At 71.0% G+C, this 17,337-nt stretch carries 15 protein-coding genes; 9 read left to right on the top strand and 6 right to left on the bottom strand.

Annotated features, from left to right (window positions below):
- Nucleotides 1-54: 54 nt before the first annotated feature.
- Both pgi and aztA read right to left on the bottom strand, forming a co-directional pair.
- On the bottom strand, nucleotides 55-1,740 hold the full coding sequence (pgi, locus tag QUC20_RS03405) for a glucose-6-phosphate isomerase (protein ID WP_289330955.1): 1,686 nt from the start codon (nucleotides 1,738-1,740) through the stop codon (nucleotides 55-57).
- Nucleotides 1,737-2,456: a zinc ABC transporter ATP-binding protein AztA gene (gene aztA / locus QUC20_RS03410; protein ID WP_289330956.1), complete on the bottom strand. Its 720-nt coding sequence runs from the start codon at nucleotides 2,454-2,456 to the stop codon at nucleotides 1,737-1,739. The genes pgi and aztA overlap by 4 nt, the downstream gene beginning before the upstream one ends.
- 54 nt (nucleotides 2,457-2,510) lie before the next feature.
- Between aztA and aztB the strand changes: the two genes are divergently transcribed.
- The 6 genes from aztB to QUC20_RS03440 all read left to right on the top strand — a co-directional run bounded on the left by aztB (nucleotide 2,511) and on the right by QUC20_RS03440 (nucleotide 9,146).
- Nucleotides 2,511-3,392 (top strand): zinc ABC transporter permease AztB, encoded by an 882-nt coding sequence (gene aztB, locus QUC20_RS03415; RefSeq protein WP_289330957.1) that lies wholly within the window; start codon nucleotides 2,511-2,513, stop codon nucleotides 3,390-3,392.
- Entirely contained in the window at nucleotides 3,389-4,624 is a 1,236-nt protein-coding gene (locus QUC20_RS03420; RefSeq protein WP_289330958.1) for a hypothetical protein, read from the top strand. The genes aztB and QUC20_RS03420 overlap by 4 nt, the downstream gene beginning before the upstream one ends.
- Nucleotides 4,621-5,523, top strand: coding sequence for a metal ABC transporter substrate-binding protein (locus QUC20_RS03425; protein WP_289330959.1), 903 nt, complete (start codon nucleotides 4,621-4,623; stop codon nucleotides 5,521-5,523). The genes QUC20_RS03420 and QUC20_RS03425 overlap by 4 nt, the downstream gene beginning before the upstream one ends.
- A gap of 29 nt (nucleotides 5,524-5,552) precedes the next feature.
- Entirely contained in the window at nucleotides 5,553-6,737 is a 1,185-nt protein-coding gene (gene aztD, locus QUC20_RS03430; protein ID WP_289330960.1) for a zinc metallochaperone AztD, read from the top strand.
- Nucleotides 6,738-6,824: 87 nt separating this feature from the next.
- A complete protein-coding gene (locus QUC20_RS03435) occupies nucleotides 6,825-7,658 on the top strand; it encodes a hypothetical protein (RefSeq protein WP_289330961.1) in 834 nt (277 codons plus the stop codon).
- A gap of 57 nt (nucleotides 7,659-7,715) precedes the next feature.
- The gene (locus QUC20_RS03440) at nucleotides 7,716-9,146 is read left to right on the top strand and encodes an MFS transporter (RefSeq protein ID WP_289330962.1); all 1,431 of its coding nucleotides are present in this window, start codon (nucleotides 7,716-7,718) and stop codon (nucleotides 9,144-9,146) included.
- Here QUC20_RS03440 and QUC20_RS03445 read toward each other — a convergent pair.
- From QUC20_RS03445 to QUC20_RS03460, 4 genes are all read right to left on the bottom strand, one after another.
- The gene (locus QUC20_RS03445) at nucleotides 9,121-10,332 is read right to left on the bottom strand and encodes an MFS transporter (RefSeq protein ID WP_289330963.1); all 1,212 of its coding nucleotides are present in this window, start codon (nucleotides 10,330-10,332) and stop codon (nucleotides 9,121-9,123) included. The two genes, QUC20_RS03440 and QUC20_RS03445, sit on opposite strands and share 26 nt — an antisense overlap.
- Before the next feature lie 221 nt (nucleotides 10,333-10,553).
- Nucleotides 10,554-11,438, bottom strand: coding sequence for a hypothetical protein (locus QUC20_RS03450; RefSeq protein ID WP_289330964.1), 885 nt, complete (start codon nucleotides 11,436-11,438; stop codon nucleotides 10,554-10,556).
- Nucleotides 11,435-12,112 (bottom strand): response regulator, encoded by a 678-nt coding sequence (locus tag QUC20_RS03455; RefSeq protein ID WP_120263361.1) that lies wholly within the window; start codon nucleotides 12,110-12,112, stop codon nucleotides 11,435-11,437. The genes QUC20_RS03450 and QUC20_RS03455 overlap by 4 nt, the downstream gene beginning before the upstream one ends.
- Nucleotides 12,100-13,368 (bottom strand): sensor histidine kinase, encoded by a 1,269-nt coding sequence (locus QUC20_RS03460; RefSeq protein ID WP_289330965.1) that lies wholly within the window; start codon nucleotides 13,366-13,368, stop codon nucleotides 12,100-12,102. Before QUC20_RS03460 ends, QUC20_RS03455 begins: the two co-directional genes overlap by 13 nt.
- A 120-nt stretch (nucleotides 13,369-13,488) precedes the next feature.
- Here QUC20_RS03460 and QUC20_RS03465 point away from each other — a divergent pair, with 120 nt between their 5' ends.
- The 3 genes from QUC20_RS03465 to QUC20_RS03475 all read left to right on the top strand — a co-directional run bounded on the left by QUC20_RS03465 (nucleotide 13,489) and on the right by QUC20_RS03475 (nucleotide 17,285).
- Complete coding sequence (locus QUC20_RS03465; protein WP_120263359.1) at nucleotides 13,489-14,292, top strand: Cof-type HAD-IIB family hydrolase; 804 nt, start codon at nucleotides 13,489-13,491, stop codon at nucleotides 14,290-14,292.
- 63 nt (nucleotides 14,293-14,355) lie between these two features.
- Nucleotides 14,356-15,186, top strand: coding sequence for an aldo/keto reductase (locus QUC20_RS03470; RefSeq protein WP_289330966.1), 831 nt, complete (start codon nucleotides 14,356-14,358; stop codon nucleotides 15,184-15,186).
- A 23-nt stretch (nucleotides 15,187-15,209) separates the two neighbouring features.
- Complete coding sequence (locus QUC20_RS03475) at nucleotides 15,210-17,285, top strand: S9 family peptidase (RefSeq protein WP_289330967.1); 2,076 nt, start codon at nucleotides 15,210-15,212, stop codon at nucleotides 17,283-17,285.
- Nucleotides 17,286-17,337 lie beyond the last annotated feature (52 nt).

Genomic DNA, 17,337 nt, shown 5'->3' on the forward strand with positions numbered 1-17,337 from the left:
CGGGGTGCCGGCATCCGCTCTTCTTGGCGAGTCGACGGAAGGAAGGGGGAGGGGTCAGGAAGTGCGGTGGGTGCGGTAGTAGGCGAGGAGGGCCTGGGTCGAGGCGTCCTGCGCGGCGAGCGCGTCGGCGTCTCCCTCGATCGCGGGCGCGATCTGCAGGGCGAGCTGCTTGCCCAGCTCGACGCCCCACTGGTCGAATGAGTTGATGCCCCAGATCGTGCCCTGTGTGAAGGTGATGTGCTCGTAGAGCGCGATGAGCTCGCCGAGCACCTTCGGGGTCAGGGCGGGCGCGAAGATCGACGTCGTCGGGCGGTTCCCCGCGAACGTGCGGGCGGCCACGAGCGCACCGGTCGTGCCCTCGGCCTCGACCTCCTCGGCGGTCTTGCCGAACGCGAGTGCCTTGGTCTGCGCGAGGAAGTTCGCCAGGAACAGTCCGTGCACGTCGCGGCCGCCGTCGGTGAGCGGGTGGGCGGGGTTGACGAAGGCGATGAAGTCGGCCGGGATGAGCCGCGTGCCCTGGTGGATCAGCTGGTAGAAGGCGTGCTGGCCATTCGTGCCGGGTTCTCCCCAGAACACCTCACCGGTGTCGGAGGTGACGGGGCTGCCGTCCCACCGCACCGACTTGCCGTTGGACTCCATGGTGAGCTGCTGCAGGTACGCGGCGAAGCGGTGCAGCTGTTGCGCGTACGGGAGCACCGCGTGCGTCTGCGCGCCGAGGAAGTTGGTGTACCAGACGTTGAGCAGCCCCATGAGGACGGGCACGTTCTTCTCGAGCGGGGTGGATGCCACGTGCTCGTCGACCGCGTGGAATCCGGCGAGCAGGTCGCGGAACGCGTCGGGTCCGAGCTCGATCACGAGCGACAGGCCGATCGCCGAGTCGACGGAGTAGCGGCCGCCCACCCAGTCCCAGAAACCGAACGCGTTGGCGGGGTCGATGCCGAAGGCCTCGACCTTGTCGAGCGCGGTGGAGACGGCGACGAAGTGGTGCGCGACGGCATCGGTCTTCTTCGCCTCGCTGTCGTCGATCGCGCCGGCCTCCTGCAGGCCCGCCCACAGCCAGTCGCGTGCGAGACGCGCGTTGGTCAGGGTCTCGAGAGTGGTGAAGGTCTTCGACGCGACGATGAACAGCGTCGTCTCGGGGTCGAGGTCGGCGGTCTTGTCCGCGATGTCGAACGGGTCGATGTTCGACACGAATCGCGCCTGGATGCCGGCCGTCGCATAGGGGCGCAGCGCCTCGGAGATCATGACCGGCCCGAGGTCGGACCCGCCGATGCCGATGTTGACGACGTGGGTCACCTTCTTGCCGGTGATACCGGTCCATTCACCCGAACGAACCCGGTCGGCGAAGGCCGACATCTTCTCGAGCACCGCCTGGACGTCGGCGTCGATGTGCTGCCCGTCGACGACGAGCTCGGGTGAGGCGCCCGCGGGGCGACGCAACGCCGTGTGGAGCACGGCGCGGTCTTCGCTGGTGTTGATGTGCTCACCCGAGACCATGGCGGCGTAGCGTTCGGCGACGCCGGTCTGCTCGGCCAGGCGCACGAGGGCCGCGACGATCTCGTCGGTGACGAGGTTCTTCGACAGGTCGACGTGCAGATCGGCCAGCGGCAGGGTCAGGCGCTCGACGCGGTCCGGGTCGCTGTCGAACCAGCCGCGGAGGTCGGGGGTGAAGCCGTTCTTCAGCGACTCGAGGTCGGTCCAGGCGGCGGTGGTGGTGGCATCGATGGGAGCAGCGGTCACGCTCTCACGGTAGCCCCGGTGCCGCGTCCTCGTCCACGCGGCGCGGCGGGAGAACCCTCGACGACCCGCCCGTCGACGAGTCGGCAGATCGCGTCGACCTCGCCGAGCTCGGCCAGATCGTGTGTGACGGCGACGACGGCTGCGCCGGCGCGCGCCGCGACAGCGAGGGCGGATGCCACGGCCTCACGGGATGCCGCGTCGAGCCCGCTCATCGGTTCGTCGAGCAGCAGCAGGTCTGCTTCCTGGGCGAGGGCCTGTGCGATGTGCGCTCGTTGGCGCTGGCCTCCGGAGAGCTGGCCGAGCGGACGGCGGGCGAGGTGGGCCAGCCCAACGGTCTCGATCGCGTCCGCGATGCGTGCCCGATCGCTCCGCCGCAGCGGCAGGAACGCGCCGCGTTCGCGCCAGCGGCCCATCGCGACCAGGTCGCTCACGGTGAGGGGGAGGCGGGCGCCGTCGTTCGAGGTCTGCGGCACGAGACTCACCCGGATGCCGGGTTCCCGATGCGCTGTTCCCGAGGTGAGCGACAGGAGGCCCGCCGCGACGGCGACCAGTGTCGACTTCCCCGAGCCATTGGCGCCCACCACCGCCAGGACCTCGCCGCTGACGACGTCGAGGTCGATGCCGCGCAGGGCGATGTGGCCATCGAAGGCGACGGTCGCATCCCGCAGTTCGACGACGGGACGGCGACGAGCGGGAGACGCGGTCGAGCTGAGCATTGATCCAGTATTGCAAATGAAAACCGTTCTCACTTTCATGTATCGTCGTCGATCGTGTCCTTCCTCCTCGACCCCCTCGCCGTGACGTTCGTTCAGCGTGCGCTGCTCGGTGGCGCCCTCGTCGCGATCGTGTGCGGCATCGTCGGCACCTGGGTCGTGTTGCGCGGCATGGCCTTCCTGGGCGAGGCGATGGCGCACGGCATGCTTCCGGGTGTCGCCGTCGCGACCCTCACGGGATTTCCGCCGATGGCCGGTGCCGCCCTCAGCGCCGCGGTGATGTCGCTCGGCGTCGGTGCCCTGCAACGCCGCGGCAGGCTCTCCGCCGACACGAGCATCGGGTTGCTGTTCGTCGCGAGCCTCTCGCTCGGCATCATCGTCATCTCGGCGTCGCGGAGCTTCGCGACGGATGCCTCGGCGATCCTCTTCGGCGACATCCTCGCGATCGGCTCGTCCGAACTCGTTGCGCTCGCCGTCGCACTCCTCGTCACCGTCGTCGTCGCCGCCCTCGGGCATCGCTCTTTCGTCGCGCTGACCGTCGACCCGCGTCAGGCGCAGCTGCTGGGCCTCCACCCCCGCGCCGCGCACATCGTGCTCGTCGGACTCGTCACGCTGGCCGTCGTCTCGGCGTATCAGGCCGTCGGGTCGCTGCTCGTGGTGGGCATGCTGCTCGGCCCCGCCGTCGCGGCCGGCCAGTGGACCCGGCGCATCGTGCCCACGATGATCCTCGCCGCACTGATCGGCATCCTTTCGGTCGCCGCGGGCCTGCTCATCTCGTGGCATGCCGCCACCGCCGCGGGTGCCACGGTCGCGTTCACCGCGATCTGCTCCGGTGCGTTCTCAACCGGCATCCGCGCGATCACCCGTGCCTTCACCCGCCCCGACGGACGCCGCGCGCCGGCATCCGTCATCCCGAACACCCCGGAAAGGACCGCATGAGAACTCGTGCACCTCTCTCGCTCATCGCGCTCACGGCCGGAGCCGCTCTGCTCGCCGGCTGCCAAGCCACACCCTCCAGCACGCCCGCCGCGACCCCGGATACCCGTGCTTCGGCCCTCGGCGACGGTCACGGCGCCATCGCCGGGGCGCGCGAACTCGCCGAGCCGGCACTGCACCTCACGAGCATCGGCACCGACGGTGCCGTGCACCACCTCGACCTGATCGACGAGGAGTCCGAGGTGCTCGGTGACGTCGCCCCGGCCGACACGCTCGACAGCGAGGGGCGCTTCCTGTTCGCCGGTCGTGAGGGCGAGGTGTCGATCATCGACAGCGGGGTGTGGACCTGGAATCACATCGACCACTTCCACTACTACGAGGCCCCCGCCCGCCTCCTCGGCGAGGTGACCGGCTCCGGCACCCCGCGCACCGTCACGAGCGACCTCGGAGTGGGCGTGTACTTCGACGACGGCGACCGCGGCGGCGAGGCCGTGCTGCTCGACTTCGACGCGCTGAAGGAGGGCGACATCGTCGAGAGCTTCCGGCTCACGCTCGACGCGCCCGGCTCCTTTGTCGTGCCGAGCCCCGGAGGCGCCCTGATCGGCGACGCGGCCGCGGGCGAGATCCGTCGCGTCGACGCGACGGGGGCCGAACTCGGCACCACGCCCTGCGTCGATCCCGCGGGGTCTATCGCAACGAACGTCGGCGTCGTCGTCGGCTGCGCTGACGGTGCCGTGCTCGCCGTCTCGGATGCCGCGGGGACGTCTCTCGAGCGCATTCCGTACCCCGAGGGCGGGCCGAGCCGCGCCCTGTCATTCGCGAACCGCGAGGGCCGCCCCACCGTGGCCGGTCGTACCGAATCCTCGGCGTTCTGGCTGCTCGATACCCGCGAGCGCACGTGGACAGCGCACGACGCGGGTGAACCCCTCGTCCGCGTGACGGCGATCGACGACGCCGACGAGACGGTCGTCGCGCTCGCCGCCGACGGTTCGGTGATCGTCATCTCGGGCGCAACGGGGCAGCAGGTCTCCCGCACCGAGCCGCTGGTGGCGGCATCCGTCGCCGATCCGGCGCTCGCCCCCGGAGTCGACCTCGTCGCCGACCAGCGGCGCACCTACCTCAACGGGCCCGCCGAGCGAACGCTCTTCGAAATCGATCCCGCCGACGGCGGGCGGGTGGCCCGGAGCTTCACGACTGAGCATGCGCCCGCTTTCTTCGCGGAGACGGGCCGATGAGGCGGGTGACGCTGGCTCTCGGTCTCGTCGTCGCCGGAGTCGTCGCGCTCGCCGGCTGCGCCTCCGCGGACGATGACCGCCCGACTGTCGTCGTCACGACGAACATCCTCGGCGACATCGTGGAGAACCTCGCCGGCGACGAGCTGGACGTCGTGACGTTCATGCCTCCGGACGCCGATCCGCACTCGTTCGAGCTCTCGGCTCAGGACGCGGCGACGATGCGCAGTGCCGATCTCGTGGTTTCGAACGGGCTCGGGCTCGAAGAGGGTGTGCAGCATCACGTCGACGCGTCCGCCGCCGACGGTGTGGCTCAGTTCGTCGCGGGCGACCACGTCGAGACCCTCGGTTACCTCGACTCCGACGCCGTCGACCCGCACTTCTGGACCGATCCGACCCAGACCGCCCGCGTCGTCGACGCACTCGCGCCGGTCCTCGCCGAGCTCGCCGGCGCCGGCGGACAGGCCGTGACGGATGCCGGCGACGCGTACGTCGCGGAACTCGAGGCGGTCGATGCCGAGATGGCCGCAGGCCTGCAGGCCATCCCCGCCGAGCACCGCGCGCTCGTCACCAACCATCACGTGTTCGGTTACCTCGCGCGCCGTTACGACGTCCGCATCCTGGGGGCGGCCGTGCCGGGCGGCACGACGCTCGCAGCCCCCAGCGCGTCCGACCTGCAGGAGCTCGTCGACGCGATCGACGCCGCCGGCGTCCGCACGATCTTCGCCGACTCGTCGCAGCCCGACCGGCTCATGCGCGTCCTCGCCGATGAGGCCGGGCGCGACGTGGCGGTCGTGCCGCTGCTGACCGAGTCGCTCGCGCCGGAGGGGCAGCCCGGCGACACCTACCTCGACATGATGCGCCAGAACCTCCAGCGCATCACCGACGGCCTCACCCGATGAGGCATTTCCCTGGAAAGGAAACCCACCCCATGAAGAGAACCCTGCAGTTCGGCGCCCTCGCCGGCGCCGCAGCCCTGGTGCTGGCGGGATGCTCGTCCTCGCCCTCCGCGACCTCCAGCCCGTCCGGCGACGCGTCGACCGAGGCATCCGTCCCCGCCGGTCCCCGGGTCGCGCTCGGCTACGAAGGCGGTGTGCTCGTGCTCGGCGGCGACGAGCTCGAGGTGATCGGAGACTTCGATTCGGAGGACTTCATCCGACTCAATGCGGCCGGTGACGGCCGCCACGTCATGGTCACGACGTCGGAGGGCTTCCAGCTGCTCGACGTCCAGCAGCCCGAACTCACCGACCTCGTCGTCCCGGCGGCCGCCGCCGGCCACGTCGTCGTCCACGGCGGCAAGACCGTGCTCTACGACGACGCGACGAGCGATACGACGATCTTCGACACCGCCGCCCTCGGGTCGCTGAGCGGCGAGCTGCCCGACGCCGAGGTGATCCCCGGCGTCGAGGCGCACCACGGTGTCTCGGTCGAGCTCGAGGACGGCACGCTGCTGACCACCGTCGGCGGCGAGGCCGGGCGCACCGGCATCCGCGTGCTCGACGCGAATCGCGCCGAGATCGCCTCGAACGCCGACTGCCCGGGCGTCCACGGTGAGGGCACCGCCGAGGGGGAGCGCGTCGTGTTCGGCTGCGAGAACGGCGCGATCATCTACGACGGCGGCGAGATCACCAAGGTCACCTCGCCCGACTCCTATGGCCGGATCGGCAACGCCTTCGTCGCCGAGGACAGCCCGCTCGTCGTCATGGACTACAAGGACGACCCCGACGCCGAGGGCTACCTGTTGCGCAACATCGCTCTCGTCGACACCGAGGCGAAGTCGCTGACCAAGGTCGCGCTGCCCGCCGGCGTCGAGTACACCTTCCGCGGCATCGCGCGCGGGCCGTCCGCCGAGGCCGTGCTGATCGGCACCGACGGATCGCTGCACTGGATCGATCCCGCCACCGGCGGTGTCACGAAGTCGCTGCCCGTCGTCGACCCGTGGGAGGGCCCGGCCGAGTGGCAGGCTCCGCACCCGGCGGTCAAGGTCGCGGGAGACATCGCCTACATCACCGATCCGGCCGACAGCGAGCTCATCGCGGTCGATCTCACGACGGGTGAGATCGTGCAGACGGTGACGCTGCCGCACGTGCCGAACGAGATCGCCGCCGTCTCCTGACATGAGGCATGCCCGCATCCGCTCCGCCGCAGCGACGCTGCCGCGGGGCGGATGCGGTGCGTCCGACCCCGCCGTTAGCCTGGCGTCGTGCCGGCCGTCTCGACTTCGCAGCGCACCTACCGCTATCTGCGCCTGACCCTCGCGGGTGCGCCGATCGCGATCATGCTCGCGGTGCTCTTCGCGATCCCCGACGCGGGAGTGCTCCCCAGCGTCAGCCATTACTTCTATTCCTCGGCCCGCACCGTCTTCTCCGCCGCCCTGGTCACCGCCGCGGCCTGCCTGCTCGCGCTCTCCGGGCGGGGCCCGCAACGCGTGCTGTTGGATGTCGCGGCGCTCCTGGCCCCGCTCATCGCCATCATCCCCACGCCGGTCTCGCCCGGTGAGGTGCCCGGCGTCGTCGTCGACTGCGCCGCCGCCCCGTGCGTTCCCGTCGGGTTCACGGACGACCTCGACAACGCCGTGGCGACGTACCTCGCGATCGGCGCTGCCGTGCTCGCGATCGGGCTCGTGCTGGCCCGGCGGGGCGACATCGCCCTCCGCGACACCGGTCCGACCCTCGCTCTGGCGGCCGCGGTGCTGGCGGCCACGACCCTCGTCTGGACTCTCGCGCCCGACCAGCTCGTCCGCTACGGTCACGCCGTCGCGGCGTTCGGCTTCTTCATCCTCATCGCCCTCGTTGCGCTCGCCGAGGCGCTGCGGCCCTCCGATACGCACCCACCCGCGCGGCGGACGCGGATCGGGTACATCGTCGTCGCGGTCGCGCTGCTGCTCGACCTCGCCGCGACCGCCGTGTCGGCGATGCTCTTCGACCTCCCCGTCGTGCTGGCCGGAGAGCTCGTCGCCCTGGCGCTGTTCCTCGTGTTCTGGATGATGCAGACGGCCCAGAAGTGGTCGCTCGCCGACCCCGCGCTGCGAGCCTGACGAGCGACCCGAAACCCGTTCTTCTCCGTGTCGGCGACCGGGTCTACTGTTCGTCCCATGACCGCCCCGCTCAGCGCACTGGAGTCCTCGCGCATGCGCGCGTTCCACCAGGTGCTCGGCAATACTCTGCTCGCGAACGTGACCTCGAGCTTCCTCTGGTTCGCCCTGACGTTCTGGGCCTACCTCGCGACGGAGAACGTCCTGGCGACATCCATCATCGGCGGCTCGTACATGCTGCTCGTCGCCGTGTTCGGGGTGGTCTTCGGGGCCCTCGTCGACCACCTGAAGAAGAAGGCGGTGATGGTGCTCTCGAGCCTCATCACCCTCGCGACCTATCTCGGTGCCGGTGCGGTCTATCTGCTGTTCCCCGAGGCGGTCCTCGTCGATTGGGGCCGGCCCTGGTTCTGGATCTTCGCGGGGCTGATCCTCATCGGGGGAGTGGTCGAGAACCTGCGCAACATCGCGCTGTCGACCACCGTGACGCTTCTCGTGCCGGGCGACCGCCGCGACCGGGCGAACGGCCTGGTCGGAACCGTGCAAGGCGTGGCGTTCATCGTCACGAGCGTCTTCTCCGGCCTCTCGATCGGCCTGCTCGGAATGGGATGGACGGTCGTGATCGCGGTCACCGCGACGGCGCTCGCCCTCGGCCATCTGATGTTCGTGTCGATCCCCGAGCGCGGCGTCGCCGCGGCTCACGATGCCGCCACACCGGCCTTCACGTTCCGCGGTGTGATCCCGGCGATCCGCGCCGTGCCGGGCCTGCTGGCACTGATCCTGTTCACCACCATCAACAACCTCGTGGGCGGGGTCTTCATGGCTCTCATGGATCCCTACGGGCTGACGCTCTTCACTGTGGAGGCGTGGGGGATCGTGCTCGCGGTCACCGGCACCGGCTTCATCCTCGGCGGCGCCCTCGTCGCTGCGCGCGGACTCGGACGCAACCCCGTGCGTACGCTGCTTCTCGTCAACGTGGGCGTCGCCGTGCTGGGCATGACCTTCGCAATCCGCGAGTGGTGGTGGCTCTACGCACTCGGGATCTTCGTCTTCATGATGCTCATGCCCGTGGCCGAGGCTGCCGAGCAGACCGTCATCCAGCGCGTCGTGCCGTTCCATACCCAGGGGAGGGTCTTCGGCTTCGCGGCGTCGGTCGAGTCGGCGGCGTCGCCGATCTCGGCGTATCTGATCGGGCCGCTCGCGCAGTTCGGCCTCATCCCCTTCATGCGTACGGATACCGGTGAGCGCACCTTCGGCTGGTTGCTCGGCGGGGGCGAGGCGCGGGGCATCGCCCTGGCCTTCGTCGCCGCGAGCGCCCTCATGCTCGTCATCGTGCTCCTCGCCTTCGCCTCGCCGCAGTACCGGCGGCTGAGCCGGGCGTACGCCGAGGCGCCGCCGTCCGAGCCCGCGGCACCCGGGGGTGCGGATTCCAGCGAGGTCGCCCGGTCGTCGGGTGTGGCGCCGGCGGTCAGGCAGACCGACGCGGCGCCGTGAGCCCGAACACCGCGAGCAGCGCTGCGATCGCGACCATCGCGAGGGTGCATCCGGCGACACCGATCCAGCCGAGATCGTGGAAGGCATAGCCCAGGAGCCATCCGAACAGACTCGAGCCGCCGTAGTAACCGAGGTAGTACAGCGATGCGGCCTGAGCCCGGGTCTCCGGCCTCGCCGCCGCGGGAGCCCAGCCCGACGCGATCGCATGCGCGCCGAAGAAGCCCGCCGTCAGGATCAGCAGCCCCACCAGTACCGCGATGACGTGAGGCACCGCGGTCACGACGATGCCGATCGCCATGACCGCCAGCGCGGCGAGCAGTACCGCCAGGCGGCCGTACCGTGCCGCGAGCGACCCGGCCCAGGGCGAAGCGACGGTGCCGGCGAGGTAGGCGAGGAAGAGGAAGCTCACCACCCACAACGGCAACGAGTACGGCGGCGCGACGAGGTGGAACCCGAGGTAGTTGTACACGGCGACGAAGCCGCCCATGAGGAGGAACCCCTGAGCGTACAGAGCGAGCTGGCGGCGGTCGCGGAGGTTGGTCGCGAGCCGGGCGATCAGTGACGGACCCGTCTCGCCCGTCCTGCGCTGCGGCGCGAAACCCCGCGCCGGCGGCGTGAGCCACAGGAAGAGCACGGCCGACGCGGCACACACCGCCGCGACGGCGAACACCCCGCCCCGCCACAGACCGACGTCGCCGAAGGGACCCGCGACCAGCCTTCCGAGCAGCCCGCCGATCGTGGTACCGGCGATGTAGCTGCCCGCCGCTGTCGCGGTGTGGGCGGCGTCGACCTCTTCCGACAGATACGCCAGGGCGATGGCCGGCACGGCGCCGAGCGCCGCGCCCTCGAGCAGTCGGGCGCCGAGCAACAGGGGCAGTGTCGGAGCGAGCGGGGCGAGCAGGCCCAGGACCGTCGCGGCGATCACTCCGATCGCCATCGCGGGCACGCGCCCGATGCGGTCGGCCACGACCGACCAGGGGATGACACCGACGGCGAGACCGAGAGTTGAGACCGAGACCGCCAGCGCGGCTGTGGCGGGTTCGACCGCGAACTCCGAGCCGATGAAGGGGAGGACCGCCTGCGGCGAGTACAACTGCGCGAATGTCGCGACGCCGGCGAAGAACAACCCGGTGATGAGCCGGCGGTAAGCGGGTGACCCGGGAAGATGACCGGTGAACGCTCGCACCGGGCCAGCCTACGACCGGCGGGAGCACCCCGCGGACGTGAGAAGGGCCGGCCGACTCAGAATCGTCGACCGGCCCTGTCATCCCTTGCACCAGAGATCACACCGCGCAGTTGGGGGGAACTGCGTGCCTCGAAGTTATAACGGCCAGGTAACGGGATGCAACGGCTGAGTCGTTCTCATCAATGCTGCATAGCGATCGTTCAGGATCGCCCCGCGGGCCGTCAGCGCCCCTCGCGCAAGACGACCGAGCCCGCCGAGACCCGGACCTCGAGCCGGTTGCGGGACGAGGGGTCCTCGGTGAGCCCGTTGACGAACGAGCCCGCCTCCTGTGTCGAGCTGACCGCGTAGCCGCCGCGGGGGAGGGCGAGATCGACGCCGCCCGCCTCGGCGGCGATCGTCACCGACGTCGGCGCTGTGCCGGCGAGGGCGCCCGACATGCGACCGGCGCTGACGTCGACCGTCGCTTCACGCACACCGTCGAGCTCGACCGAGACGCGTCCGGCCGACACCCGGGCATCGAGGCTCGTCGCCGTCCCTGCCGCATCGATCGATCCCGCGTCGGCACGCAGCGCGAGGGCGCCGAACTCACCGTCCGCGCGCAGGGCTCCCGCCCCCACGCTCAGCTGGGCGTCGATCCCCGCGAGGTCGGCAGGCAGCACGAGGGTCGCTCGTGACGAGCCGCCCCACAGGCGCCATCCGCTCCACCAGTCGCGGTCGGAGTCGACCGTGAGCCGGTCACCCTCGCGGGCGAGCTCCCACGCCTCGGCGCCTCCCGTGCCCGTGACCGTGAGGGTCGCCTCGTCGACATCGCCGAATGAGACCTCGACGTCTGCCGCGGCGGCATCCATCTCGAGCATGCTCACACCCGCCGTCGGCGCCGAGATCGTCGAGGTCGCGGCGCCGCCGCTGATGATGGTCGACATGACGCTGGTTCCGGCGGTGAACAGGAGGAGGCCGGCGCCCGCGGCGATCGTCAGTCCCGCGATCACGCGGGCTGCCGACGACGGCGTCGACGTCGGGCCGGTCGGGGGCGTGCCTCCCGTCGTCGGAGGCTCGACGGGGGCCCCGGGCGGCGTGGCGGGGGGCGGGGTCAGGGTCGTGCTCATCGCACTGCTCCGTTCTGCGGCTGCGTGCCGCCGTGTTCGAGGTGGACGAGCGCGGCGAGCACGCGGCGGTTGCCGTGCTCGTCCTGCTCGAGGTCGAGCTTCTGGAAGAGCGAGGTGATGTACTTCTCGACGCTCGCCTCGCTGAGGAACATCGCGGCGGCGATCGCCTGGTTGCTGCGCCCCTCGGCGATGAGCGAGAGCACCGTGCGCTCGCGTTCGGTGAGCCGCGACATCCGCTCGTCTCGCGATCGGCGCATGAGCAGCTGAGCGACCACCTCGGGATCGAGCACGGTGGCTCCCGAACCGATGCGTTCGATCGTCGCGAGGAACTCGCCGACGTCGGCCACGCGGTCTTTCAAGAGGTACCCGAGGGCCGCACCCTGCGAGGTGATGAGCTCGCTGGCGTAGCGCTCCTCGACGTACTGGCTCAGGACGAGGATCGGCAGTCGGGGGTTCTCGGCGCGCAGGGCGAGGGCGGCGCGGATGCCCTCATCGGTGAACGTCGGGGGCAGTCGGACGTCGAGGATGCAGAGGTCGGGACCGGTCTCGGCGACGGCGGCCGAGATGCCGTCGGCATCGGGGAGGGCCGCGACGACCTCGTGGCCCGAGTCGGCCAGCAGCCGGACGATCCCCTCGCGCAGCAGCGTCGAGTCCTCGCAGATCAGGATGCGCACGGGACGCTCACCTCCAGAGCGGTCGGTCCGCCGGCCGGGCTGTCGAGGCGTGTCGTGCCGCCCGCGGCGGTGATGCGGTTGATGATCCCGTCGAGCCCGCCGCCGGCGATGACCCGGGCCCCGCCGACGCCGTTGTCCTCGACCCGTGCCCAGAGGGTGTGATCGTCGCGGTGGCGGACCACCACGCGGCATTCCCCGGCCCGCGAATGCTTGGCCGCGTTGGTGAGCGACTCCGCGATCGCGAAGTACACCGCCGCCTCGGCGGTGCGGCTGCACCGCTGGTCGACGCGCACGTCGAGGCTGACGGGCACGTGCGAGCGGGCGGCGAGGGCCGATAGTGCCGCGTCGAGCCCGCGATCGTCGAGCACCGAGGCGTGGATGCCGCGTGCGAGCTGACGCAGTTCGGTGATGGCTGCCTTCGTCGAGGTGTGCGCCTCGGCGAGCAGTTCCTTGGCGGCATCCGGATCGTCGTCGATCTTCTGCTGGGCGAGCCCCAGCGTCATCCCGACCGAGACGAGACGCGGCTGGACGCCGTCGTGCAGGTCGCGCTCGATACGGGTGCGCTCCAGCTCCCCGGCGCGGACCGCGCCCTCGCGCTGCACGCCTGCGGTGCGGGCGGCCTCGACGAGCTGGGCCTCGCGGGAGGGGACGAGGATCGACTTCGCGAGGATCCCGTGCAGCAGCGCGATGCCCAGGAGCACAGCCGCGGGGACGATGATCATCAGCACTCCGGCCACGACGGCGCCCTCGAGCGGGACGGTGATCCAGGTCGCCGCGAGCGTGACGTCGCGGGTCGCGTACAGCGGCGCGAAGAGAAGCGCGATGCCCGAGGCGAGCAGGCCTGCGAGACTCAGCACGATCAGGCCCAGCACCGTCGAGATCGCGGCGTGGGCGACACCGCGCCACATCCGCCCGTCGGTGAACTGCATCCAGACGGTGCGCAGCCATCCGCCGAACCCGGGCCGGCCGCTGCTGCGCGGCGAGAGCGCGGGGAGGCCCCATCCGTACAGGCCGTCGACGCGGGCGTACTCGAGCCAGCCGGTGAGCCAGAGCGCATAGACGAAGCCCACGAGCACCGGGAGCCCGAGGCCCAGTGCCGGGGTGAGGCCGATGCCGACACCCATGAGCGTCAGGATCACCGTGAACGCGGCGCTGCCGGCGAAGCCGAGGGCGGCGAGCTGGGTGAGGGCCCCGAGCGGGCGCACCCACGTCATGATGCGGGATGGAGGGGCGGTGCTGGCGACGGCTGTGGTCATGGCTCCACGCTAGGACCGCGACCCGGTGCGGCGCAGGCGAGCGGCCCGGAGACTCGCCTTCGGGTTATCCCCCGGGAGCGCGCGATCACCGCCGCCGGTCCCGTCGGCGAGGATGGGACGGTGACCGCTCCCGATATCCGCCTGATCGCCGTCGACATGGACGGCACCCTCCTCGACGCGGACGGACGCATCCCGGACGGGCTGTGGCGGCTGCTGCCGCGACTGCGCGACCGGGGCATCGTGTTCGCACCCGCGAGCGGGCGGCAGCTCGCGACGCTCCGCCGACAGTTCGCCGACGCCCCGGTGGAGCTCGACTACATCGCCGAGAACGGTGCGTACGTCGTCCGCGACGGCGCCGAGATCAGCTCGGATGCCGTCGACCCCGAGTTCGCGGCATCCGTCGTCCGGCGCATCCGCGGCCTCGACCATCTCGATGTCGGTCTGGTCGTCTGCGGCAAGCGCTCGGCCTACATCGAACGCGCCGACGACACCTTCTTCGCCGAGGCCGACACGTACTACGCCGAGCTCGCAGTCGTCGACGACCTGACCCGCGTCGACGATGAGATCCTCAAACTCGCCGTCTTCGACTTCGCCCGCGCGGAGGACTCGGTCGCTCGTGAACTGATCGATCTGCGCGCAACCCACCAGGTGGTGGTCTCGGGGCAGCACTGGGTCGACATCATGAACCCCGGAGTCAACAAGGGGCGGGCGCTGGCGAGGTTGCAGGAGACGCTGGGAATCGGTCCCGAGCACACGATGGCGTTCGGCGACTACCTCAACGACCTCGAACTGCTGCAGCAGGCGCGGTACTCCTACGCGATGGCCGAGGCGCATCCCGAGATCGCGGCGGTCGCGCGCTACAGCGCCCCCTCGCACACCGAGGCGGGAGTGCTCACGGTGATCGAGGAGTTCCTCGCTCGCTGAGCGACGGGAACGCCCTGCGCAACCCCGCGCCGCCGGCAGCGCCGAAGGCGTAGCGTGTGCGGCATGCTCACGATTCCCACGGTCTCGCTCAACGACGGCTCCGACTTCCCCGAGCTCGGGCTCGGCACCTACAACCTGCGCGGACCCGAGGGCGTCGATGCCATCGCCGCCGCGATCGACGCCGGCTACCGGCTGCTCGACACGGCGGTGAACTACCAGAACGAGTCGGAGGTCGGCGAGGCCGTGCGCCGCAGCGGCATCCGTGACCAGCTCATCATCACCACCAAGGTGCCCGGACGCGATCACGGCTTCGATGAGACGATCCGCAGCGCCGAGGGGTCGCTCGGCCGGCTCGGGGTGGAGAAGATCGACCTCTATCTCATCCACTGGCCGAACCCCAGTCAGGGCAAGTGGCTCGAGACCTACCGGGCGATGCTCGCCCTCCGCGACGAGGGGCAGGTCGGCTCGGTCGGCGTGTCGAACTTCACCGAGCCGATGCTCGCCCGTCTGATCGACGAGACCGGAGTCGCGCCCGCGGTGAACCAGGTCGAGATGCACCCGTACTTCCCGCAGGCCGGCCTGCGCGCGTTCCACGCCGCGAACGGCATCCGCACCGAGAGCTGGAGCCCTCTGGCCCGGCGCAGCGAGCTGCTGAACGAGCAGGTCATCGCCGACATCGCGGCCGCCCACGGGGTGACGGGCACGCAGGTCGTGCTGCGCTGGCACACGCAGCTGTCGTCGACCCCCATCCCGAAGTCGGCCGACCCGGCGCGCCAGCGCGAGAACGCCGACGTGTTCGGCCTCCTGCTGTCGAACGACGAGATCGCCGCGATCAGCGCGCTCGAACGCGGCCGGCTCTGGGACGGAGACCCCGACACGCACGAGGAGATGTAGGCGGCGCCGGATAGCGTGGAGGCATGCCGACGACACCGTTCGACTCTCTCGACGACTACTACGCCCTTCCCCGCATCGACGCGGCGGCGACCTCGCCCGACGGCTCGCACGTCGTGCTCACGGTCGCGACCCTCACGAAGGACCGCACCGGGTACGAGCGCTCGCTCTGGTCCGTGCCCGCCGACGGCACCGGCGCCCCGCGGCGCCTGACCCGCTCGACCACCGGCGAATCCGGGGCCGTGTTCACCTCGTCCGGCGATCTGCTGTTCGTCTCGGCGCGCCCCGACAACGACGCGGCCGACGAGGCACCTGCGCAGCTGTGGCTGCTTCCGGCCGCCGGCGGTGAGGCCCGTCCCGTGACCCGGCTGGCCGGGGGCGTCTCCGGCGTCGTGACCGCGGCCGAATCGGACCGCATCGTGATCGCGTCGTCGTTGCTTCCCGACGCTGCCACGATCGAGGCCGACGCGAAGCTGCGGGCGGAGCGGAAGAAGCTCAAGGTCTCGGCGATCATCCACGACACCTACCCCGTGCGGTACTGGGACCACGACCTCGGCCCGCACGAGCCCGTGCTGCTCGCCCTCGACCTCGACGAGCTGGCCGACGCGCCCGCCGTCATCGCGACCGCCGACCAGGCCGTCGACGAAGTGGCCGGCGCCGCGGCGGGCGCGTCCGAATCCGCCGACGAGCCGTACCCCGCGGGCTTGCCGCGACCGCGAATCCTGCTCCGCGGTCGCGCGGCGTCGACGGCGGGCATGGCTCTCACCCCCGACGGCGCGACGCTCGTCGCCTCGGTGCCCGAGCCGCAGGGCCGCGACGCCCGCCATCGTCTCGTTGCGATCGACACCGCGACGGGCGAGCTGCGCATCCTCCGCGACGAGGTCGACGTCGATGTCGAAGCACCCGCGATCAGCCGTGACGGCACGCGCATCGCCTACGTCCGCACCGCGAAGTCCACCCCCGCCGGGCCCGCCGACCAGGAGCTGTGGGCGGCTGCCCTCGACGGCACCGACGCGCAGCGCCTGGCACCCGGCTGGGACCGCTGGCCGAGCAGCCTCCGCTTCGCCGACGACGATGCCGCACTCGTCGTCACCGCCGATCACGACGGTCGCGGCCCCGTGTTCACGGTGCCGCTCGACGGCGGTGCTGTCGCGCAGACGACGCACGACGACTTCGCCTACACGCACGTCGAGCCGGTCGCGGGAACCGCCGATGTCATCGCTCTCCGCTCGAACTGGATGACCCCGCCGCATCCGGTCCGGGTCGCAGCCGACGGCACCGTGACGCCGCTGGTGAGCCCCGCGCCCTCGCCGGCGACGACCGCATCCATGGTCGAGGTCGAGACGACGGCCGACGACGGAGCCCGCGTGCGCGGCTGGCTCGTGCTGCCCGAGGGTGCGGATGCCGCGGCGCCCGCGCCCCTGCTCCTGTGGATCCACGGCGGCCCGCTCAACAGCTGGAACGCGTGGAGCTGGCGATGGAGTCCGCTGCTGGCTGCGGCTCGCGGATACGCCGTCCTGCTGCCCGATCCCGCCCTGTCGACCGGTTACGGTCTCGACTTCATCGCCCGCGGGTGGGATGCGTGGGGGGCGGCACCGTTCACCGACCTCATGTCGATCACGGATGCCGTCGTCGCCCGCGACGACATCGACCAGACCCGGACCGCCGCCATGGGCGGCTCGTTCGGCGGCTACATGGCCAACTGGGTCGCCGGGCACACCGACCGCTTCGACGCGATCGTCACCCACGCGAGCCTGTGGGCATTCGACCAGTTCGCCGGCACGACCGACTTCGCGCCGTACTGGCAGAGCATCTTCAGCCCCGAGGGAGCCATCGCCAACTCGCCGCACCGCTTCGTCGCCGACATCCGGACGCCGATGCTCGTGATCCACGGCGACCGCGACTATCGCGTGCCGATCGGTGAGGGGCTGCGGCTGTGGGCCGACCTCAACGAGCATCACGCCGCCGAGGACGGCACGAGCCCGCACCGCTTCTTGTACTACCCCGACGAGAACCACTGGATCCTCTCGCCGCAGAACGCGCGCGTCTGGTACGAGACGGTCTTCACGTTCCTCGAGGAGAATCTGCCCGCGCGCGCCTGAGCCGCGCGTCGGTCGCCCCGCGGGGCGCTCGCTTGACGGGAATGGCCCCTTC

This window comes from Microbacterium arborescens, from assembly GCF_030369635.1.
GTDB lineage: Bacteria > Actinomycetota > Actinomycetes > Actinomycetales > Microbacteriaceae > Microbacterium.

Excerpts from the sequence above, each read along its gene's own strand:
- QUC20_RS03425 (WP_289330959.1), top strand. The coding sequence starts at position 4,621 with ATGAGGCGGGTGACGCTGGCTCTCGGTCTCGTCGTCGCCGGAGTCGTC.
- QUC20_RS03420 (WP_289330958.1), top strand. The coding sequence starts at position 3,389 with ATGAGAACTCGTGCACCTCTCTCGCTCATCGCGCTCACGGCCGGAGCC.
- QUC20_RS03440 (WP_289330962.1), top strand. The coding sequence starts at position 7,716 with ATGACCGCCCCGCTCAGCGCACTGGAGTCCTCGCGCATGCGCGCGTTC.
- aztA (WP_289330956.1), bottom strand. The coding sequence starts at position 2,456 with ATGCTCAGCTCGACCGCGTCTCCCGCTCGTCGCCGTCCCGTCGTCGAA.
- aztD (WP_289330960.1), top strand. The coding sequence starts at position 5,553 with ATGAAGAGAACCCTGCAGTTCGGCGCCCTCGCCGGCGCCGCAGCCCTG.
- QUC20_RS03450 (WP_289330964.1), bottom strand. The coding sequence starts at position 11,438 with ATGAGCACGACCCTGACCCCGCCCCCCGCCACGCCGCCCGGGGCCCCC.
- QUC20_RS03470 (WP_289330966.1), top strand. The coding sequence starts at position 14,356 with ATGCTCACGATTCCCACGGTCTCGCTCAACGACGGCTCCGACTTCCCC.
- QUC20_RS03460 (WP_289330965.1), bottom strand. The coding sequence starts at position 13,368 with ATGACCACAGCCGTCGCCAGCACCGCCCCTCCATCCCGCATCATGACG.
- QUC20_RS03475 (WP_289330967.1), top strand. The coding sequence starts at position 15,210 with ATGCCGACGACACCGTTCGACTCTCTCGACGACTACTACGCCCTTCCC.